At 69.9% G+C, this 15,430-nt stretch carries 15 protein-coding genes and 1 pseudogene; 10 read left to right on the forward strand and 6 right to left on the reverse strand.

Translation table 11 applies throughout. From position 1 onward, the window contains the following. Window positions 1-343 precede the first annotated feature (343 nt). Together groES and groL are read left to right on the forward strand one after the other, a co-directional pair. Entirely contained in the window at window positions 344-652 is a 309-nt protein-coding gene (gene groES / locus JS756_RS09090; RefSeq protein WP_009190181.1) for a co-chaperone GroES, read from the forward strand. Between the two features lie 122 nt (window positions 653-774). Continuing rightward, window positions 775-2,400, forward strand: coding sequence for a chaperonin GroEL (groL, locus tag JS756_RS09095; RefSeq protein WP_205382488.1), 1,626 nt, complete (start codon window positions 775-777; stop codon window positions 2,398-2,400). 130 nt (window positions 2,401-2,530) lie between these two features. On the opposite strand, the gene JS756_RS09100 is transcribed toward groL, so the two are convergent. The 3 genes from JS756_RS09100 to JS756_RS09110 form a co-directional block, all read right to left on the reverse strand. Beyond that, window positions 2,531-3,223, reverse strand: coding sequence for an ester cyclase (locus JS756_RS09100; RefSeq protein ID WP_205382489.1), 693 nt, complete (start codon window positions 3,221-3,223; stop codon window positions 2,531-2,533). A 99-nt stretch (window positions 3,224-3,322) separates the two neighbouring features. After that, on the reverse strand, window positions 3,323-4,096 hold the full coding sequence (locus JS756_RS09105) for an SDR family NAD(P)-dependent oxidoreductase (RefSeq protein ID WP_205382490.1): 774 nt from the start codon (window positions 4,094-4,096) through the stop codon (window positions 3,323-3,325). A gap of 51 nt (window positions 4,097-4,147) precedes the next feature. Continuing rightward, on the reverse strand, window positions 4,148-4,891 hold the full coding sequence (locus JS756_RS09110; protein ID WP_205382491.1) for an MOSC domain-containing protein: 744 nt from the start codon (window positions 4,889-4,891) through the stop codon (window positions 4,148-4,150). An 80-nt stretch (window positions 4,892-4,971) separates the two neighbouring features. Between JS756_RS09110 and JS756_RS09115 the strand changes: the two genes are divergently transcribed. After that, window positions 4,972-5,886: a LysR family transcriptional regulator gene (locus JS756_RS09115; RefSeq protein WP_205382492.1), complete on the forward strand. Its 915-nt coding sequence runs from the start codon at window positions 4,972-4,974 to the stop codon at window positions 5,884-5,886. A gap of 81 nt (window positions 5,887-5,967) precedes the next feature. Here the strand turns inward: JS756_RS09115 and JS756_RS09120 are convergent, their stop codons facing one another. Further along, window positions 5,968-6,297, reverse strand: coding sequence for a WhiB family transcriptional regulator (locus tag JS756_RS09120; RefSeq protein WP_205382493.1), 330 nt, complete (start codon window positions 6,295-6,297; stop codon window positions 5,968-5,970). A gap of 379 nt (window positions 6,298-6,676) precedes the next feature. On the opposite strand from JS756_RS09120, the gene JS756_RS09125 reads away from it, so the two are divergent. From JS756_RS09125 to guaB, 3 genes are all read left to right on the forward strand, one after another. Continuing rightward, entirely contained in the window at window positions 6,677-7,288 is a 612-nt protein-coding gene (locus tag JS756_RS09125; protein ID WP_003948568.1) for a response regulator transcription factor, read from the forward strand. Between the two features lie 690 nt (window positions 7,289-7,978). After that, complete coding sequence (locus JS756_RS09130; protein ID WP_205382494.1) at window positions 7,979-8,569, forward strand: sigma-70 family RNA polymerase sigma factor; 591 nt, start codon at window positions 7,979-7,981, stop codon at window positions 8,567-8,569. Between the two features lie 142 nt (window positions 8,570-8,711). Beyond that, complete coding sequence (guaB, locus tag JS756_RS09135; RefSeq protein WP_205382495.1) at window positions 8,712-10,214, forward strand: IMP dehydrogenase; 1,503 nt, start codon at window positions 8,712-8,714, stop codon at window positions 10,212-10,214. A 37-nt stretch (window positions 10,215-10,251) separates the two neighbouring features. Here the strand turns inward: guaB and JS756_RS36625 are convergent. Together JS756_RS36625 and JS756_RS09140 are read right to left on the reverse strand one after the other, a co-directional pair. Next, a pseudogene (locus tag JS756_RS36625) lies at window positions 10,252-10,526 on the reverse strand (site-specific integrase); the annotation flags it as partial. Beyond that, entirely contained in the window at window positions 10,486-10,725 is a 240-nt protein-coding gene (locus JS756_RS09140; protein ID WP_205382496.1) for a hypothetical protein, read from the reverse strand. The pseudogene JS756_RS36625 and the gene JS756_RS09140, both read right to left, overlap by 41 nt. 176 nt (window positions 10,726-10,901) lie before the next feature. Here JS756_RS09140 and JS756_RS09145 point away from each other — a divergent pair, with 176 nt between their 5' ends. The 4 genes from JS756_RS09145 (at window position 10,902) to JS756_RS09160 (ending at window position 15,186) form a co-directional block, all read left to right on the forward strand. Continuing rightward, window positions 10,902-11,360 carry a hypothetical protein gene (locus JS756_RS09145; RefSeq protein WP_205382497.1) on the forward strand — a complete coding sequence of 153 codons (459 nt, stop codon included), beginning with the start codon at window positions 10,902-10,904 and terminating at the stop codon, window positions 11,358-11,360. 9 nt (window positions 11,361-11,369) lie between these two features. After that, window positions 11,370-13,214 carry an alpha/beta hydrolase gene (locus JS756_RS09150; protein ID WP_205382498.1) on the forward strand — a complete coding sequence of 615 codons (1,845 nt, stop codon included), beginning with the start codon at window positions 11,370-11,372 and terminating at the stop codon, window positions 13,212-13,214. 84 nt (window positions 13,215-13,298) lie between these two features. Continuing rightward, window positions 13,299-13,760: a hypothetical protein gene (locus JS756_RS09155; protein WP_240203490.1), complete on the forward strand. Its 462-nt coding sequence runs from the start codon at window positions 13,299-13,301 to the stop codon at window positions 13,758-13,760. A 301-nt stretch (window positions 13,761-14,061) separates the two neighbouring features. Further along, window positions 14,062-15,186, forward strand: coding sequence for a GuaB3 family IMP dehydrogenase-related protein (locus JS756_RS09160; RefSeq protein ID WP_205382500.1), 1,125 nt, complete (start codon window positions 14,062-14,064; stop codon window positions 15,184-15,186). The last annotated feature ends 244 nt before the right edge of the window (window positions 15,187-15,430 follow it).

The following is a 15,430-nucleotide window of genomic DNA, read 5'->3' on the forward strand; positions in this document are numbered from 1 at the left end:
ACTGCGGGCAGGGGACTGCGGGCAGGTAACGGCGAGTGGGTGTCGCGTGCGAGCGGTGGGCCGGGGCGAGGCGGCTCGCCCGGCCCGTGCCCGGGGCCCGCCCGGCGGGTGTCCGAGGCCCGTCCGGTCCCCGTCACCGGGCTCGCGTCCCGCGCCGCGCCGCACGGCTATTGGCACTCCGCTTGACCGAGTGCTAATCGCGGTCATAGTCTCGGCTCTGGCACTCACCACAGGAGAGTGCCAACTACGCGACGGGCAGGTCCGGCACCCGCGACGACGGATCGACCTGGTCGCCACCTCAGACAGTTAACCCCGTGAGATCTCCGAAGGGGGAGGTCGGATCGTGACGACCGCCAGCTCCAAGGTTGCCATCAAGCCGCTCGAGGACCGCATCGTGGTCCAGCCGCTCGACGCCGAGCAGACCACGGCTTCGGGCCTGGTCATCCCGGACACCGCCAAGGAGAAGCCCCAGGAGGGCGTCGTCCTGGCCGTGGGCCCGGGCCGCTTCGAGGACGGCAACCGTCTGCCGCTCGACGTCAAGGTCGGCGACGTGGTGCTCTACAGCAAGTACGGCGGCACCGAGGTGAAGTACAACAACGAGGAGTACCTCGTTCTCTCGGCTCGCGACGTGCTCGCGATCATCGAGAAGTAAGCACACTTCACCCGAAGCTTCCGCTTTGAGCTGCGCCCCTGGCCCCCCGCGACTGTTGAGAAGCCGGGCGCCCGGGGCGCAGTAGTTTTTCACCTACAGATTTCGAGAGGGCTCCCGCTGTCATGGCGAAGATCCTGAAGTTCGACGAGGACGCCCGTCGCGCCCTCGAGCGCGGCGTCAACAAGCTTGCCGACACGGTCAAGGTGACGATCGGCCCCAAGGGCCGCAACGTCGTCATCGACAAGAAGTTCGGTGCTCCGACCATCACCAACGACGGCGTCACCATCGCCCGTGAGGTGGAGGTCGAGGACCCGTACGAGAACCTCGGCGCCCAGCTGGTGAAGGAGGTGGCGACCAAGACCAACGACATCGCTGGTGACGGCACCACCACCGCCACCGTGCTGGCTCAGGCACTCGTCCGCGAGGGTCTGAAGAACGTCGCCGCCGGTGCTTCCCCGGCCGCCCTGAAGAAGGGCATCGACGCCGCCGTCAAGGCCGTCTCGGAGGACCTGCTCGCCTCGGCCCGCCCGATCGACGAGAAGTCCGACATCGCCGCCGTCGCCGCGCTGTCCGCTCAGGACCAGCAGGTCGGCGAGCTCATCGCCGAGGCGATGGACAAGGTCGGCAAGGACGGTGTCATCACCGTCGAGGAGTCCAACACCTTCGGTCTGGAGCTGGACTTCACCGAGGGCATGGCCTTCGACAAGGGCTACCTGTCGCCGTACTTCGTGACGGACCAGGAGCGCATGGAGGCCGTCCTGGAGGACCCCTACATCCTCATCAACCAGGGCAAGATCTCCTCCATCCAGGACCTGCTGCCGCTGCTGGAGAAGGTCATCCAGGCCGGCTCCTCCAAGCCGCTGCTGATCATCGCCGAGGACGTCGAGGGCGAGGCCCTGTCGACCCTGGTCGTCAACAAGATCCGCGGCACCTTCAACGCGGTCGCGGTCAAGGCCCCCGGCTTCGGCGACCGCCGCAAGGCGATGCTGCAGGACATGGCGGTCCTCACCGGCGCCACCGTCATCTCCGAGGAGGTCGGGCTCAAGCTCGACCAGGCCGGCCTCGACGTGCTCGGCAGCGCCCGCCGCATCACCGTCACCAAGGACGACACCACGATCGTCGACGGCGCCGGCAAGAAGGGCGACGTCGAGGGCCGCGTCGCGCAGATCAAGGCCGAGATCGAGAACACCGACTCCGACTGGGACCGCGAGAAGCTCCAGGAGCGCCTCGCGAAGCTGGCCGGCGGCGTGTGCGTGATCAAGGTCGGCGCCGCCACCGAGGTGGAGCTGAAGGAGAAGAAGCACCGTCTGGAGGACGCCATCTCCGCGACCCGCGCCGCGGTCGAGGAGGGCATCGTCTCCGGTGGTGGCTCCGCCCTGGTCCACGCCGTGAAGGTCCTGGAGGGCAACCTCGACAAGACCGGCGACGAGGCCACGGGTGTCGCGGTCGTCCGCCGCGCCGCCGTCGAGCCGCTGCGCTGGATCGCCGAGAACGCCGGCCTCGAGGGCTACGTCATCGTCTCCAAGGTGGCGGAGCTGGACAAGGGCAACGGCTACAACGCCGCCACCGGCGAGTACGGCGACCTGGTCAAGGCCGGCGTCATCGACCCGGTGAAGGTCACCCGCTCGGCCCTGGAGAACGCCGCCTCCATCGCCTCCCTGCTGCTCACGACCGAGACCCTGGTCGTCGAGAAGAAGGAAGAGGAGGAGCCGGCCGCCGCGGGCGCGGGCCACGGCCACGCCCACTGAGCCCACCCGCTCCCGGAAGGGCCCCGTTCCGTCACCGCACGGAACGGGGCCCTTCCCGTTGCCTGTGCGCAGACGCCACCGCCGCAGCGGGGCCGCTCCCCGGTGGGCTCGGCCGCCGGGTACCCCCCGTTCAGTCGCCGAGTACGCCCAGCTGTTCCATCAGGCCGGCGCGGTCGTAGGTCCACCAGCCCTCGCAGATCCTGCCGTCCCGGAACCGCTGCCAGGTCGTGCCCTCCATCGTCACGTCCTGACCGGTCGCCGCGATGCCCATGAAGTCGCCCTTGTGCCTGCCGACCCAGGTCCAGCGGGTGCACACCCGGTCGTCCTGCGCCATCTGGTCGTCGACGCGGAAGCCGAAGTCGAAGGACGCCAGCCACTCGGTGTACTGCTCGCGGACCGCGTCGACGCCCCGCACCGGCTTCGGATAGGACGGGTCGTGGTCGACGTAGTCGTCCGTGACGTGTCCGCCGATCCGGTCCGGCTCCATCGTGCCCATGGCCGCGAAGAACGACCGGGCCGCCAGCAGGTTCAGCTGCTCGTCCCGCACCACGTCCAGGTCGGTGAAGACCGGCATCTCGTCGCAGAGCGCCACCATCTCCTGGAAGATCCTGTCGGTCTCGGGCAGGTTCGAGTTCCGCATCGCCTCCTCGTACGACGGGAACTCCACGATCTCGATCAGGTGCGAGGCGTCCGAGCGGTCCTTGGCGACCATCGCGTGCGTCGCCGTCCGCCTCCCCTTGGTCTGTTCGACCCACGAGTCGAGCAGCCGGTTCATCTCGTCGAGCCGGTTCGTCCTGCAGTCGATGAGCTGTACGAACGTCATGGTGCCGCCTCCGGTCCCCCGTGGGTCCCGTATCCGCCACGCCCATTTTCGCACCGGACCCGCGCCCCCACCCGTCGGCGGCGGGTCACCGGCCGCCGGTCACCGGGGACCGTACCTGCGCCCCGTCCTGGACGTGACCCCGCCCAGCAGGCCCCGCGGCGTCACCTTCACCAGGCCCATCAGCGCCTTGTACCGCGGATCCGGGACGGACAGCGACTTGCCCCGCGCCAGGTCCGCCAGGGCCACCGACACCAGCTTGTCCGCGTCCAGCCACATCCAGCCCGGGATGTTGTCCGTGCCCATTCCGGCCCGCTGGTGGAACTCGGTGCGCACGAAGCCCGGGCACAGCGCCATCAGCCGCACACCGGAGTCCGCGAGGTCGCGCGCCGCACCCTGGGTGAACTGCACGACCCACGCCTTCGACGCGCCGTACGTCCCGCGCGGCACGAAGGCGGCGACCGACGCCACGTTGATCACCCCGCCCCGGCCCCGGTCCCGCATCGCCTCCGCCGCTGCCGAGGTCAGCCGGAGCACCGCCTCGCAGTGCACCTTCAGCATCCGCAGCTCGTCGGCCGTGGGAACGTCCAGATAGCGGCCCTTGTTGCCGAAGCCGGCGTTGTTGACCAGCAGGTCGACCGGATTGCGGCGGTCGGTGAGGCGTGCGGCGACCGCCTCGATGCCCTCGTCCTCGGACAGGTCGGCGGTCAGCACCTCCGCCTCGATGCCGTGCCGGTCGTGCAACTCGGTCGCCTGCTCGCGCAGCCGCTCGGTGTTCCGCGCCACCAGCACGAGGTCGTGCCCGTCCGCCGCCAGCCGCCGCGCGAACGCGGCGCCGATCCCCGCGGTCGATCCCGTAATCAGAGCCGTTGTCATGAGCCAAGCGTAGTTACCCGGACTGATGGCGTCCGCCCCGCTGAGTCCCTGTCAGCCGCCCTGCCCCTGGAGCTGGTTCTGCGCCTTTTCCGCCTCTTCTGCCTTCTGGGCCTTCTCGGCCTTCTCGGCCTTCTCGGCCTTCTCCAAGTACCGCCGCGCCGCTTCGCGCGCCTCGGGGTGCAGCGCCTCGCCGGCCGCGAGCAGCCGCGGCAGCATGGTCCGCTCCGTCGTCTCCGCGCGGAAGACCAGCGCGACCGTCACGTCGTGCTCCGGCCGGTGTACGACCTCGACGCGATCGCCCGCCCGGATCTCGCCCGGCACGACCACGCGGAGGTACGCCCCCGGCGCACCCTTGCGCGTGAACCGCTTCACCCAGCCCTGCTCACCCAGATGGCCCTGGAAGGTCCGGCAGGGGATGCGTCCGCACGTCACCTCCAGCACCACTGTGTCCCCGATGCGCCACCGCTCGCCGATGAGCGCCCCGGACACGTCGACGCCCTCGGTGGTGAGGTTCTCGCCGAACGCGCCGTGCGCCAGCGACCGGCCCAGCTCGCGCTCCCAGTCGTCCAGGTCCTCGCGCGCGACGGCGTAGACCGCCTGGTGGTCGCCGCCGTGGTGGCGCGTGTCGCAGACCGCGTCACCGGCCAGCCCGCTCGCGCCGACCCCCTTGGGGCCCGGCGCCGCCACTCGTACCGGCCCGTTTGCCGGGCGCTTGTCGATGCCGGTCAGGCCCTGCGGCTGATCGGTGTAGGGCACGGCCTTCGGCCGGCCCAGATTGACCGAGAGAAGCTTCATGGGCGCACGGTAGAGGACCGCGGATCAAAGTGTCGACGCATTATGTGCCGCCTTGTCCAAGCTTCGCTTATACTCGGGGCGTGATCGAGGCCCGCCATCTCCGTGTCCTGCGCGCCGTCGCCGCCACCGGGTCCTTCTCGGCGGCGGGGCGCGAACTGGGCTGCACCCAGCCCGCCGTCAGTCAGCAGATGAAGGCGCTGGAGGCCTCCGTCGGCACCCCGCTGCTGGTCCGCAGCGGCCGCGAGATGCGGTTGACGCAGGCCGGCGAGGCGCTGGTGCGGCACGCCGCCGGGATCCTCGCCGGGCTGACCGCCGCCGAGGAGGAGGTCGCGGCCATCGCGGGACTGCGCGCCGGCCGGGTGCGGCTGGTGTCCTTCCCCAGCGGCAGCTCCACCCTCGTGCCCACCGCGCTGGCGGCGCTGCGCGCCGCGCACCCAGGCACCCGGGTCTCCCTGGAGGAGGCCGAGCCGCCCCGGTCGGTCGACCTGCTCCGGTCCGGCGACTGCGACATCGCCCTCGCCTTCCGCTACGAGGGCGCCGCGCTCGCGGAGGAGTGGGACGACCTCGTCCTCCGGCCCCTGCTGCGGGACCCGCTCATCGCCCTCGTCCCCGAGCGCCACCCCCTCGCGCGTGCCGGGGCCTCGGGGTCCGTCGCCATCGGCGCCCTCGCCGACGAGCCGTGGATCGCCGGCTGCCCGCGCTGTCGCGGCCAGCTGGTGGAGGTCTGCGCGGGCGCGGGTTTCATCCCGCGCATCGACTTCGCCACCGACGACTACCCGGCCGTGGTGGGCCTGGTGGGGGCGGGTCTCGGTGTGGCCGTGCTGCCCCGGCTCGCCGCGGATTCCGTTCGCCCGCGCGGTGTGCGCATGCTGCGGCTGGAGCCCGTGGTGCGGCGCGAGGTCGTGGCGCTCACCCTCCCCGACCTCGCCCAGGTGCCGGCCGTGGCGGCGACGCTGGAGCAGCTGGCCCGGGCCGCCGGCCGCCAGGACGTGTAGCCCCCGGGTGCGCCGGTCGGCGCCGTCCATGCGCAGAGGGCACGCGTACGCGTGCCCTCTGCGCATGGGAGAAACGTTCCTTCAGTTGTTCGAAGCGTTGTCACCCGTAGTGGCCGACGCCGACACCAGGCGGTTGCGGGCCCGCCCCATCAGCTCCTCGCGCTCGTCCTCCGTCAATCCGCCCCACACGCCGTACGGTTCCCGCACCGCCAGCGCATGCGCCGCGCACTGTGCGCGGACCGGGCACCTCATGCAAACCTCCTTGGCCGAGTTCTCGCGAGCGCTCCGAGCCGCACCGCGCTCGCCCTCCGGGTGGAAGAAGAGCGAGCTGTCCACCCCGCGGCAGGCAGCCAGCAGCTGCCAGTCCCACAGGTCCGCGTTCGGTCCGGGAAGGCGGGAGAAATCTGCCATTGCGTGACCCCTTGCAGCCGTTTCGAGCGGATACGGTGCCCACGACCGTACATCTACGATCTAAGGAGATGAAAATATGACTCATTGCGAATCTAGCCTCAGACACTGGTAGATGGGAAGAAAAGGGGCCGAATGGGGCACGGTTGTGATGAAAGCGCGAGGGTCCGCCGCGTGCATCTCCGTTGTGTCTGCGCCCTCACGTAGAGTGCTCAAGATGGCACACGACCCCGTAACTCTTTCGAGTGACCGTCGTTGAGAGTGCGAGGCGGTTGAAAACACAAGCGCTCGGGCAGGCGTCCGAGACGGTCGACCGCACAGGTGACGATTTCGTACCAGCCTGGAGGCACAAGGTGACGCGCATCAGCTGCGGAGGGCGGCCATGACTTCCGTCCTCGTCTGCGACGACTCCCCGCTTGCCCGAGAGGCGCTCCGCCGTGCGGTCGCGACCGTGCCCGGCGTCGAGCGCGTGACGACGGCGGCCAACGGCGAGGAAGTCCTCCGCCGCTGGGGCGCCGACCGTTCCGACCTGATTCTCATGGACGTCCGCATGCCCGGCCTGGGCGGTGTGGAGACCGTCCGCCGACTGCTGTCGGCCGACCCCGGTGCGCGCATCATCATGCTCACCGTCGCGGAGGACCTCGACGGGGTCGCCCTGGCCGTGGCCGCCGGCGCCCGTGGGTACCTGCACAAGGACGCCTCCCGCGCGGAGCTGCGGGCCACGGTCACCCAGGCGCTCGCCGACCCGACCTGGCGACTGGCCCCGCGCCGGCTGCGCTCGGCCGAGATGGGCGCCGCACCCACCCTCACGGCCCGGGAGATCCAGGTCCTGGAGGGCATGAGCCACGGTCGCTCCAACGCCGAGATCGGCCGCGAGCTGTTCCTCTCCGAGGACACGGTCAAGACCCACGCCCGGCGCCTGTTCAAGAAGCTCGGCGCCTCGGACCGCGCGCACGCCGTGGCGCTCGGATTCCGGTGGGGCCTGGTGCGGTAGGGCCCGTCTTTCGGATCACGTCCCGGACGCGGGGCCCGGCCCACGCATCCGCCGCGCCACCCGCGGCCGTGGGCGCGGCGAGCCGGCGCCCGCACCCGCCGAGCGGCTGCACGCACCCGGCAGCGCACGCCGCCCCCGGTAGGACATCGCGGCCGGGCGGCGACCCGATCCGAAGGACAGGCCCCGGCCATTCCCTGGCGCCGAACCGGGCCGCCGGTCCCCGGCCGCCGTGCGGCGAGCGGGAGGCACCGCCCCCGGCCGCGCGGCCGACCGCCTCCGAGCGGGGGCGTACGTCCCCTCGTTCCCCCCTGGCGGCCCGCCGCGAGGCCGTGCGGACCTGCCTCGCCCGGGCCGCCGACCCGAGCCTGCCGGCACCGCCCCTCTCCCCGCGCCGATGCCGCGCGGCGGGCGCGGACCCCGCCCGCCGGGCGGAACGGCGACAGGGCCCGGACCACCGTCCGACCCCTGTTCGCCGTACCGCGGGCGGGGCCGGTCGAGGGGTCCCGCGGGTGCCCGCTGCTCGTTTCGGCGCGGATGCCGCATCCTTGAGGTGTGGAGTTCCTCGGGGAGTCGGTCGAGCGGAAGGGGAGGGCGCAGCGGATGACTTCCGGCGCACCTGCTCATAACGCTTCGGTGCACAACGACGGGCGCGGTGCCGCGGACCTTACGGCCGCAGGGCACCATGGACCGATGCGTGACGACGAGGCGACCACTCCTGCCCACGGAGCGATCGGTCCACTCGTCCATCGCGCCGTCGACGGCGACGAGCAGGCCACGCACGACCTGCTCGCCCACGTCCACCCCCTGGCGCTGCGCTACTGCCGCACCCGCCTGTCCCGGCTGCCCGGCGACGCCCGCCACTTCGTCGAGGACCTGGCCCAGGAGGTCTGCGTCGCCGTCCTGCTCGCGCTGCCGCGCTACAAGGACACCGGCCGCCCCTTCGAGGCCTTCGTCTTCGCCATCGCCGCCCACAAGGTCGCCGACCTGCAGCGGGCCGCCATGCGTCACCCCGGTTCGACGGCCGTGCCCTCCGACGAGATGCCCGAGCGGCCCGACGACTCCCTCGGTCCCGAGGAGCGTGCCCTGCTGAGCAGCGACGCCGAGTGGGCCAAGAAGCTGCTGGCCAACCTGCCGGAGAACCAGCGCGAGCTGCTCCTGCTGCGCATCGCGGTCGGGCTCACCGCAGAGGAGACGGGTCAGATGTTGGGAATGTCACCCGGCGCCGTCCGTGTGGCCCAGCATCGGGCGCTCAGCAGACTCCGCGCCCTCGCCGAGCAGTAGCGGCGCCTTGGTTGAACAGGCAGACACCCGGTTCCGTATGAACATACGAAGCCGGGGTCGGCCTCGAACCGTGGAATGAGACGGGTCCATCTCCCGTTAGCATGGACATCCGCACCGATCAAGGCCATTTGGGGAAGGTGTCATGACTGCCAACGTCGACGGAGTGCCCGACAAATTCGCGACACTCGGGCTGACCTACGACGACGTGCTGCTGCTGCCGGGTGCATCCGAGGTGCTCCCCAACGCGGTCGACACCTCGTCCCGCATTTCCCGCAACGTCCGGGTCAACATCCCGCTGCTGTCGGCGGCGATGGACAAGGTGACCGAGTCCCGCATGGCCATCGCGATGGCGCGCCAGGGCGGCGTCGGCGTGCTGCACCGCAACCTGTCCGTCGAGGACCAGGTCAACCAGGTCGACCTGGTCAAGCGTTCCGAGTCCGGCATGGTGGCCAACCCCATCACCATCCACCCGGACGCCACGCTCGCCGAGGCCGACGCACTGTGCGCCAAGTTCCGCATCAGCGGCGTGCCCGTCACGGACGGCAACCGCAAGCTGCTCGGCATCGTCACCAACCGGGACATGGCCTTCGAGACCGACCGCTCCCGCCAGGTGCGCGAGGTCATGACACCGATGCCCCTGGTCACCGGCAAGGTCGGCATCTCCGGCCCGGACGCCATGGAGCTGCTGCGCCGCCACAAGATCGAGAAGCTGCCGCTCGTCGACGACGAGGGTGTGCTCAAGGGCCTGATCACGGTCAAGGACTTCGTGAAGGCCGAGCAGTATCCGAACGCCGCCAAGGACGCCGAGGGCCGGCTGCTCGTCGGCGCCGCCGTGGGCGCCAGCCCCGAGGCGCTCGAACGGGCCCAGGCCCTCGCCGCGGCCGGCGTCGACTTCCTGGTCGTCGACACCTCGCACGGCCACAACAGCAACGCCCTCAGCTGGATGGCGAAGATCAAGTCGAGCGTGAACGTCGACGTGGTCGGCGGCAACGTCGCCACCCGCGACGGCGCGCAGGCGCTGATCGACGCCGGTGTCGACGGCATCAAGGTCGGTGTGGGCCCCGGTTCCATCTGCACCACCCGTGTCGTCGCCGGCATCGGTGTCCCGCAGGTCACGGCCATCTACGAGGCGTCCCTCGCCGCCCGCCAGGCCGGCGTGCCGGTGATCGGCGACGGTGGTCTGCAGTACTCCGGCGACATCGGCAAGGCGCTCGCCGCCGGAGCCGACACGGTGATGCTGGGCAGCCTCCTTGCCGGGTGCGAGGAGTCCCCGGGCGAGCTGCTGTTCATCAACGGCAAGCAGTTCAAGTCGTACCGCGGCATGGGCTCGCTCGGCGCCATGCAGTCCCGCGGCCAGGGCAGGTCGTACTCCAAGGACCGGTACTTCCAGGCCGAGGTCACCTCCGACGAGAAGCTCGTCCCCGAGGGCGTCGAGGGTCAGGTGCCCTACCGCGGCCCGCTCTCCAACGTGCTGCACCAGCTCGTCGGCGGTCTGCGCCAGACCATGGGCTACGTGGGAGCGGCCACCGTCGCGGAGATGGAGTCCAAGGGCCGCTTCGTGCGGATCACCTCGGCGGGTCTGAAGGAGAGCCACCCGCACGACATCCAGATGACGGTCGAGGCGCCGAACTACAGCAGGAAGTGACATCACCTGAGGTCTGACCTGCCGCTTTGCCGGTAGGTCAGACCTCTTGGGCCGTTGTGGGGCCGTCATCGCCCTCCGTGAGCCGTCGAACCCCCGGTCAACGGCCGACCGTGTACGGGTCTCGCTGCTCTGCATGAGGTGCGTATACGTCCGGAGGGTGAAGCCGGGGTCATGGTGGCCCAGATACTCGGACAGAGCCTTGATGGACTCGCCCGCGTCCAGCAGCACCGCACGCCGGGGAGCACAGCGAGCACGCACGCCAGCACTACGCTCAGGAGCCCCGACGGCCGTCGCGCTCCGGCGGACTCGTGGCGCCGAGCGAAGAGACCACCCCCCACTCTGTCGGGCCGCCGGCCCGACCGATCGCGGGTCGGGCCTGTCCTTCACCGGCGTGCGCCGCTTCCGTGAGCGCGGTCTCGTACACGTCGGCGACCTGCTCCACGGTCCGGTCGGTGTACGTCGCGAGGCCGGCGATCGCCGCGACCGCCCAGTTCGCCGACGACCGTGTCATGAGTACGGATACCCGGTCGCCGCGGTCGCCGGTGCGGATGAGGGGGCGTCCGAGCCTCGCTACGGTAGGCGTGATCGCGTGAGAGTACGATTTTCTCACCTTGTGTACTTGATCATGCACAAGGCGACGGATGTCGCCGGTATCGGGGCAACGGGGCAACGGGGAGGTCATCACGCATGGCGTGGGACGAATGGGAGCAACTGAAGGCGGAAGCGGCAGGGCGCGGCTCCACCCGGATGCGGCTGAACTCGATTCCGTCCGATCCGGGCGGCGATTCCCGTGGCGGGAGTTCGGACCGGCTGAAGTCGGACAAGAAGGCCTGGGTGAAGGCCGGTGAGGACGTCACGGGCCTGAAGGACGGCGTCGGCAAGGCGCTGACGAAGCTGGACGACGGGCAGTCGGGCCTGGGAGACACGGCCGGCTGCCGGTCGGCGGCGGCGCAGAAGGAGCTGTACGACTCCTGGAAGAAGTACGTCGGTGATGTGGGCGGCCGCTGCGGCGAGTTGGGCGGTCTGCTGGAACGCTCGGGACACGACCTGAACATGCTCGACTCGGACGTCGAGGCCGAGCTGGACAAGATCAAGGCCAAGTACCAGGACACCGACCCCGTCATGTGCCCGACGAAGGACAAGTGATCGACCGCCATGGATCTTGCGACGCTGAAGGCTTTCAAGCCGTCCGAGTACGAGGAAGCGGCGGACGGGTACCGGGCCACGAGTGACATGGCCAGCTCGGCCATGGACGTGGTCGAGAACCGGATCTGCGCGGGGATCCGCAACCAGCTCGACGGCAAGACGGCCGAGGCCGCTCTGCGGGAGCTGAAGGAGGTGTCGAAGAACTTCCACTACGTACAGACCGAGTGCGGGCTGGTCAGTACCGCACTGAACGCTTTCGCGTTCGACATGGCCGCGGCCAAGCGCAAGCTGGACGCTGCTCTGGAGGACGCGAAGGCGGCCGGCTGCACCGTCGGCACGGACGGTTCGGTCACCTTCCCGGCGGGAGGCAAGGAAGTCGACGGCAAGGTTCCGGAGGGCGGCACCGTTGCGGTGAGCACCAGCCCGACGGATTCGCCGGCGGCGGCGCTGGAGCGCCAGGCGGTGCGCATCCACCCGAATCCGAACTTCGGCAAGGCCGTGGGGTTCGCGGACCGTATCGGCGACGCCCTGAAGGAAGCCACGGACGCGGATGCGAAGTGGGCCCCGAAGCTGCGCGCCCTGAAGGCCGACGACGACCTGGTGGTGTCCGACCGGGACTGGTCCGATGCCAAGTCGGACATGGACGGCGTCCGTGACGCGAGCAAGGACTACCTCGATTCCCTGCCCCACCCGCCCAAGGACGGCAGCCCGAAGGGCAACGCGGCGTGGTGGAAGGGACTCACGCCGGAGCAGCAGGCGGACTACATCTCCGTCCACCCCGACTCGATAGGCAAGTTGGACGGGCTCCCCACCGTTGTACGGGACGAAGCCAACCGCACCGTGCTCGACGAGACCCACGGTCAAGCACAGCTGGACTACGACGCCTGGCTGAAGAAGCATCCCGAACCCAAGCGCTACAGGCCCTACTTCAATCCGATGACGGGCACCGAGGTGAAGGGTGCGATGGTCGAGACCCAGGAGTGGAAGGACTGGGAAGGGGAAAGGAAGAAGGCTCACAAGTCCCTCGACGGCATGAACGCGATCCAGGAGCGCTTCGACGCGACGGGAACGAACGGACTGCCCGAGGCGTACCTGCTGGGATTCAGCACCGAAGGGGACGGCCGCGCGATCGTCGCCGACGGAAACCCGGACACCGCGGATCATCAGGCGGTTTACGTGCCGGGGACGACGTCGGATCTGGGAAGCATCGGTGGAGGTATCGACCGGATGACCAAGGTCTGGCATGCAGCCCATGACGAGGCCAATGGGAAATCCGTTTCCACGATCACCTGGCTCGGCTACGACGCACCTGACAGCGTCTGGAAGGACGCGCCGTTCGAACACTACGCGTATGACGGGGCGCCGGCGTTCAACAAGTTCCTGGATGGGCTCGACACGTCGCACACCGGTGATACGGCAGCGCACCGCACGGTGATCGCCCACTCGTATGGAACGACGCTCGTCGGTGCCGCGGCCCAGACGGGCCATGTCAGTGCCGATGACATCGTCTTCGCGGGCAGCCCCGGTGTAAAGGTGTCAGGCGCCGACGAGCTGGACGTTCCCAAGGGGCACGTGTGGAACGAGGAGGCACCCGGAGACGTGGTTCCGGATGTCGGCCGCTATGGCCATGGCGGGGACGCCTTCGTCATCCCCAGCGACCCCCAATTCGGTGCCAACCAGATGGCTACGGACACCGAAGGGCACAGCGGTTACTGGGACGAGACTTCCCATGGGCCGTCCCAGAGTCTGAAGAATCAAGCCCTGGTCGTCGTCGGTAAGGGCGATGATGTGGCGCTGAAGCCGCCCCCCGGTTTCGGGGGGGCGGATCCCGATTTCTGGGCGCGTGTGAAGTAGGAGAGATTTCCCGACGTGAAGATCAAATTGGGCGTCCTTGCGGTCGCCGTCCCCCTTGTACTGGCCACTGTCACTGGATGCGGCATGACTGACAACGACTCCAACGAAACCCCTTCTTCCGGTACGAGCACCTCGCGTGACGCCTCCGATGCGATGGAAAAGGTGTCGAGCGATATCTACGACTTGATCGGTGTCAAGGGGAAGGCATCCGACAGTCGTCCGTTTGTTTCGGAATGCTCGGGAAAGGACAGAAAGAAATACTTCCGGATCTTCCATTGGTGGAGTTTCTACCCCACATCGGCGAGCGACCTCGGCGTGGCGATGGAACGGCTCAAGACGGAGCTGCCCAAGCGCGGATGGAAGATCGTCACATACGGGCCGGACACCAGTAGGAACAAGAACATCAACCTGACTGCCGACAACGACAAGCAGAAGGCCGGTGTCAACATCGTTGAAATGGCGAAGGACGACCCGCCGAAGCTGAGCCTGCACGTCGTGTCCGGTTGCTACCAGGTCCCGGAGGGCCAAGAGGTCGAACACTTCTAGCTAGCAGCAGAACGGGCCCCGCGCCGGGCTGTCTGTGGGCCGTCCGAGGGTGGCCAACGCCGACAGACGATGACAAGCGTCGACGGCATGGGGCCAGGAGGAAGGCGGGGCACGGTATGAAGCCACAGCACGCTCGGGGGCCGACCACCACAGCAGGAAGTGACGCACGCGCGCGTGACGCACGGACGAGGGCGGCCCCGGGGCGAACCGGGGCCGCCCTCGGCGTACCTGCGGGGGGCCGCCGCCGTACCCGTCGGGGATACTGGGAGGCGCTGCAACGCATCAGGGAAAGGCCACAGACGTGACTGAGATCGAGATCGGGCGCGGCAAGCGCGGCCGCCGGGCGTACGCCTTCGACGACATCGCCGTCGTCCCCAGCCGCCGTACGCGGGACCCGAAGGAGGTCTCCATCGCCTGGCAGATCGACGCCTACCGCTTCGAGCTGCCCTTCCTGGCCGCTCCCATGGACTCCGTCGTCTCCCCGGCCACGGCGATCCGCATCGGCGAGCTGGGCGGCCTGGGCGTGCTGAACCTGGAGGGCCTGTGGACGCGGCACGCGGACCCGCAGCCGCTCCTCGACGAGATCGCCGAGCTGCCGGCCGAGGCGGCGACCCGCCGCCTCCAGGAGATCTACGCGGCCCCCGTCAAGGAGGAGCTGATCGGGCAGCGCATCAAGGAGGTGCGCGACTCGGGCGTGGTCACCGCGGCGGCGCTCTCCCCGCAGCGCACGGCCCAGTTCTCCAAGGCCGTCGTCGACGCGGGCGTGGACATCTTCGTCATCCGCGGCACGACGGTGTCCGCGGAGCACGTCTCGCACTCCCACGAGCCGCTGAACCTGAAGCAGTTCATCTACGAGCTGGACGTCCCGGTGATCGTCGGCGGCTGCGCCACCTACACCGCGGCCCTGCACCTGATGCGCACCGGCGCGGCCGGTGTCCTGGTCGGCTTCGGCGGCGGCGCCGCCCACACCACGCGCAGCGTGCTCGGCATCCAGGTCCCCATGGCGACCGCGGTCGCCGACGTGGCCGCCGCCCGGCGCGACTACATGGACGAGTCCGGCGGCCGGTACGTGCACGTGATCGCGGACGGTGGGGTCGGCTGGTCCGGCGACCTGCCCAAGGCGATCGCCTGCGGCGCCGACGCGGTGATGATGGGCTCCCCGCTCGCCCGCGCCACCGACGCGCCCGGCCGCGGCCACCACTGGGGCATGGAGGCCGTCAACGACGAGCTGCCGCGCGGCAAGAAGGTCGACCTGGGCACGGTCGGCACGATCGAGGAGGTCCTCACCGGCCCCTCCCACACGCCGGACGGCTCGATGAACTTCTTCGGTGCGCTGCGGCGGGCCATGGCGACCACCGGCTACAGCGAGCTCAAGGAGTTCCAGCGCGTCGAGGTCACGGTGGCCGACTCGCAGCACCGGCAGTAGGCCGCACGATCCGGCCGAAGGGCTGGTCGCCCCCGCGCGGGGCGACCAGCCCTTCGGCATGCCCGAGGGCGCCCGGCGGGGGTGTGTGTGGGGGGGGCTGGGCAGGACGCGGGGATCGCGGCGGTGCATCCCCGGGCGAGAGGAGAAGGGTGCGCCCGGAGCCGGTCGGACCCGGTGGGGCCGGGTGCTGGTGGGGCCGAGTGGGTCCCGGTGGGTGCGGGGAAGGGTCGGGGAGTGCCGGGGC

The sequence above is a fragment of the Streptomyces actuosus genome (assembly GCF_016921115.1).
Classification (GTDB): Bacteria; Actinomycetota; Actinomycetes; order Streptomycetales; family Streptomycetaceae; genus Streptomyces; species Streptomyces actuosus_A.

Coding starts and splice junctions, on each gene's coding strand:
- JS756_RS09150 (WP_205382498.1), top strand. CDS start 11,370: ATGGATCTTGCGACGCTGAAGGCTTTCAAGCCGTCCGAGTACGAGGAA.
- JS756_RS09125 (WP_003948568.1), top strand. CDS start 6,677: ATGACTTCCGTCCTCGTCTGCGACGACTCCCCGCTTGCCCGAGAGGCG.
- JS756_RS09105 (WP_205382490.1), bottom strand. CDS start 4,096: ATGACAACGGCTCTGATTACGGGATCGACCGCGGGGATCGGCGCCGCG.
- JS756_RS09140 (WP_205382496.1), bottom strand. CDS start 10,725: ATGACACGGTCGTCGGCGAACTGGGCGGTCGCGGCGATCGCCGGCCTC.
- JS756_RS09110 (WP_205382491.1), bottom strand. CDS start 4,891: ATGAAGCTTCTCTCGGTCAATCTGGGCCGGCCGAAGGCCGTGCCCTAC.
- JS756_RS09120 (WP_205382493.1), bottom strand. CDS start 6,297: ATGGCAGATTTCTCCCGCCTTCCCGGACCGAACGCGGACCTGTGGGAC.
- JS756_RS09130 (WP_205382494.1), top strand. CDS start 7,979: ATGCGTGACGACGAGGCGACCACTCCTGCCCACGGAGCGATCGGTCCA.
- JS756_RS09100 (WP_205382489.1), bottom strand. CDS start 3,223: ATGACGTTCGTACAGCTCATCGACTGCAGGACGAACCGGCTCGACGAG.
- JS756_RS09155 (WP_240203490.1), top strand. CDS start 13,299: ATGACTGACAACGACTCCAACGAAACCCCTTCTTCCGGTACGAGCACC.
- JS756_RS09145 (WP_205382497.1), top strand. CDS start 10,902: ATGGCGTGGGACGAATGGGAGCAACTGAAGGCGGAAGCGGCAGGGCGC.
- guaB (WP_205382495.1), top strand. CDS start 8,712: ATGACTGCCAACGTCGACGGAGTGCCCGACAAATTCGCGACACTCGGG.
- groL (WP_205382488.1), top strand. CDS start 775: ATGGCGAAGATCCTGAAGTTCGACGAGGACGCCCGTCGCGCCCTCGAG.